The 3,143-nt window shown below is 51.0% G+C and carries 2 rRNA genes; both read left to right on the top strand.

The window, feature by feature from the left end:
* Positions 1-14 precede the first annotated feature (14 nt).
* Positions 15-2,899 (top strand): 23S ribosomal RNA (locus ACFPVY_RS15720).
* Between the two features lie 135 nt (positions 2,900-3,034).
* Positions 3,035-3,143, top strand: a 5S ribosomal RNA gene (gene rrf / locus ACFPVY_RS15715); the annotation flags it as partial.

The raw sequence follows: 3,143 nt of genomic DNA, 5'->3' as shown, positions 1-3,143 counted from the left end.
GCATGCAAGAAAGCGCAATAAGCAAAATAAGGGCGCATGGGGGATGCCTAGGCTCTCAGAGGCGAAGAAGGACGTGATAAGCTGCGATAAGCTTCGGGGAGCGGCACACACGCACTATATCCGAAGATTTCCGAATGGGGCAACCCGGCATGTTGAAGACATGTCACATCGATAGATGGGCAAACCCGCTGAACTGAAACATCTAAGTAGGCGGAGGAGAAGAAAACAAAAGTGATTCCGTAAGTAGTGGCGAGCGAACGCGGATTAGCCCAAACCAGCAGTGTTACGGCACGGCTGGGGTTGTAGGACCAAGACATTTTATGTACGAGGAACCAGAATGAACTGGAAAGTTCAGCCATAGACGGTGATAGCCCGGTATGGGTAACGAGTATAATAGATATTGGTATCCTGAGTAGGGCGGGGCACGTGAAACCCTGTCTGAATCTGGCGGGACCATCCGCCAAGGCTAAATACTCCTGAGAGACCGATAGTGAACCAGTACCGTGAGGGAAAGGTGAAAAGAACCGTGAATAACGGAGTGAAACAGATCCTGAAACCATGCGCCTACAAGCGGTCGGAGCCCTTTAGTGGGGTGACGGCGTGCCTTTTGCATAATGAGCCTACGAGTTAACGTTGCCGGCAAGGATAAGGACTTCAGGTCCGGATCCGTAGCGAAAGCGAGTCTGAATAGGGCGCCATAGTCGGTAGTGTTAGACGCGAAACCGTGTGATCTACCCATGGGCAGGATGAAGCTGTGGTAACACACAGTGGAGGTCCGAACCGGTTGACGTTGAAAAGTCTTCGGATGACCTGTGGGTAGGGGTGAAAGGCCAATCAAACTCGGAAATAGCTCGTACTCCCCGAAATGCATTTAGGTGCAGCGCAAGATATAAGTTATACAGAGGTAGAGCTACTGATTGGATGCGGGGGCTTCACCGCCTACCAATTCCTGACAAACTCCGAATGCTGTATAATGTTTCCTTGCAGTGAGGGCTTGGGTGCTAAGGTCCAAGTCCGAGAGGGAAAGAACCCAGACCATCAGCTAAGGTCCCCAAATATATGCTAAGTTGAAAGAACGAGGTCCGACTGCACAGACAGCTAGGATGTTGGCTTGGAAGCAGCCATTCATTTAAAGAGTGCGTAACAGCTCACTAGTCGAGCGGTCGGGCATGGATAATAATCGGGCATAAGCATATTACCGAAGCTATGGATTTAGAGCTTGCTCTAAGTGGTAGGGGAGCATTCTGACAGGGCTGAAGGTGGGTCGTAAGGCCTGCTGGACCGGTCAGAAAAGAAAATGTAGGCATAAGTAACGATAATGCGGGCGAGAAACCCGCACACCGAAAGACTAAGGTTTCCTCAGCTATGCTAATCAGCTGAGGGTTAGTCGGGGCCTAAGGCGAACCCGAAAGGGACAGTCGATGGACAACGGGTTAATATTCCCGTACTAGTTATTACTGTGATGGGGTGACGGAGTGATGAAAGTACCGCGAACTGACGGAATAGTTCGTTGAAGATTGTAGCTATATTCCCGGCAGGCAAATCCACTGGGAATGGCAAAGATCGATAGTACTCGGAGCCTTCGGGCAAAGAGATAGCGTACCTAAGGGCTTCCAAGAAAAACCTCTAAACTTCAGGTAATAAGTACCCGTACCGCAAACCGACACAGGTAGTCGAGGAGAGAATCCTAAGGTGCTCGAGAGATTCATGGCTAAGGAATTAGGCAAAATAGACCCGTAACTTCGGGAGAAGGGTCGCCAGCAGCAATGCTGGCCGCAGTGAAGAGGTCCAGGCGACTGTTTATCAAAAACACAGGGCTCTGCAAAATCGCAAGATGAAGTATAGGGCCTGACACCTGCCCGGTGCTGGAAGGTTAAGAGGAGATGTTATCTTCGGAGAAGCATTGAATTGAAGCCCCAGTAAACGGCGGCCGTAACTATAACGGTCCTAAGGTAGCGAAATTCCTTGTCGGGTAAGTTCCGACCTGCACGAATGGTGTAACGATCTGGACACTGTCTCAGCCATGAGCTCGGTGAAATTGTAGTATCGGTGAAGATGCCGATTACCCGCAGTGGGACGAAAAGACCCTGTGCACCTTTACTATAGCTTAGTATTGGTCTTGGACAAGTGATGTGTAGGATAGGTGGGAGACTTCGATCCAGCGTCGCCAGGCGTTGGTTAGTCATTGTTGAAATACCACCCTTTGCTTGTCTGAGGTCTAACCCCGGAATCCGGGGGACATTGCTTGGTGGGTAGTTTGACTGGGGTGGTCGCCTCCAAAAGAGTAACGGAGGCTTCTAAAGGTTCCCTCAGCACGCTTGGTAACCGTGCGCAGAGTGCAATGGCATAAGGGAGCTTGACTGAGAGACATACAGGTCGATCAGGTACGAAAGTAGAGCATAGTGATCCGGTGGTTCCGCATGGAAGGGCCATCGCTCAAAGGATAAAAGGTACGCCGGGGATAACAGGCTGATCTCCCCCAAGAGCTCATATCGACGGGGGGGTTTGGCACCTCGATGTCGGCTCGTCACATCCTGGGGCTGGAGAAGGTCCCAAGGGTTGGGCTGTTCGCCCATTAAAGTGGCACGCGAGCTGGGTTCAGAACGTCGTGAGACAGTTCGGTCTCTATCTACTGTGGGCGCAAGAAATTTGAGTGGATCTGATTCTAGTACGAGAGGACCGAATTGGACCAACCGCTGGTGTATCTGTTGTTCCGCCAGGAGCACTGCAGAGTAGCTACGTTGGGAAGGGATAAGCGCTGAAAGCATATAAGCGCGAAACCCACCACAAGATGAGATTTCTTTTAAGGGTCGTGGGAGATGACCACGTCGATAGGCTATAGGTGTAAAGGCAGTAATGTCATAGCCGAGTAGTACTAATAACCCGTAAGCTTATGCGCACTTTTCCTCCCGGCGCAAGCCGGGGGGAGGAAACTTTCTTCTAAAAAATCGTGATTTTATCCCAGTATGTTAAGATATTGCCCTGAGCATCGCAAGAAATCAGGGACATGTCGCCCGACGCGACAAGAATAGCCTAAGGTGGTTATTGCGGCGGGGCTCACCTCTTCCCATCCCGAACAGAGAAGTTAAGCCCGCCTGCGCAGATGGTACTGCAATCCTGTGGGAGAGTATGTCGCCGCCTTT

It is taken from the genome of Flavobacterium qiangtangense (assembly GCF_042658345.1).
In the GTDB taxonomy this organism is placed as follows: domain Bacteria; phylum Bacteroidota; class Bacteroidia; order Flavobacteriales; family Flavobacteriaceae; genus Flavobacterium; species Flavobacterium qiangtangense.
This window is presented reverse-complemented; position numbering and strand designations above follow the sequence as displayed.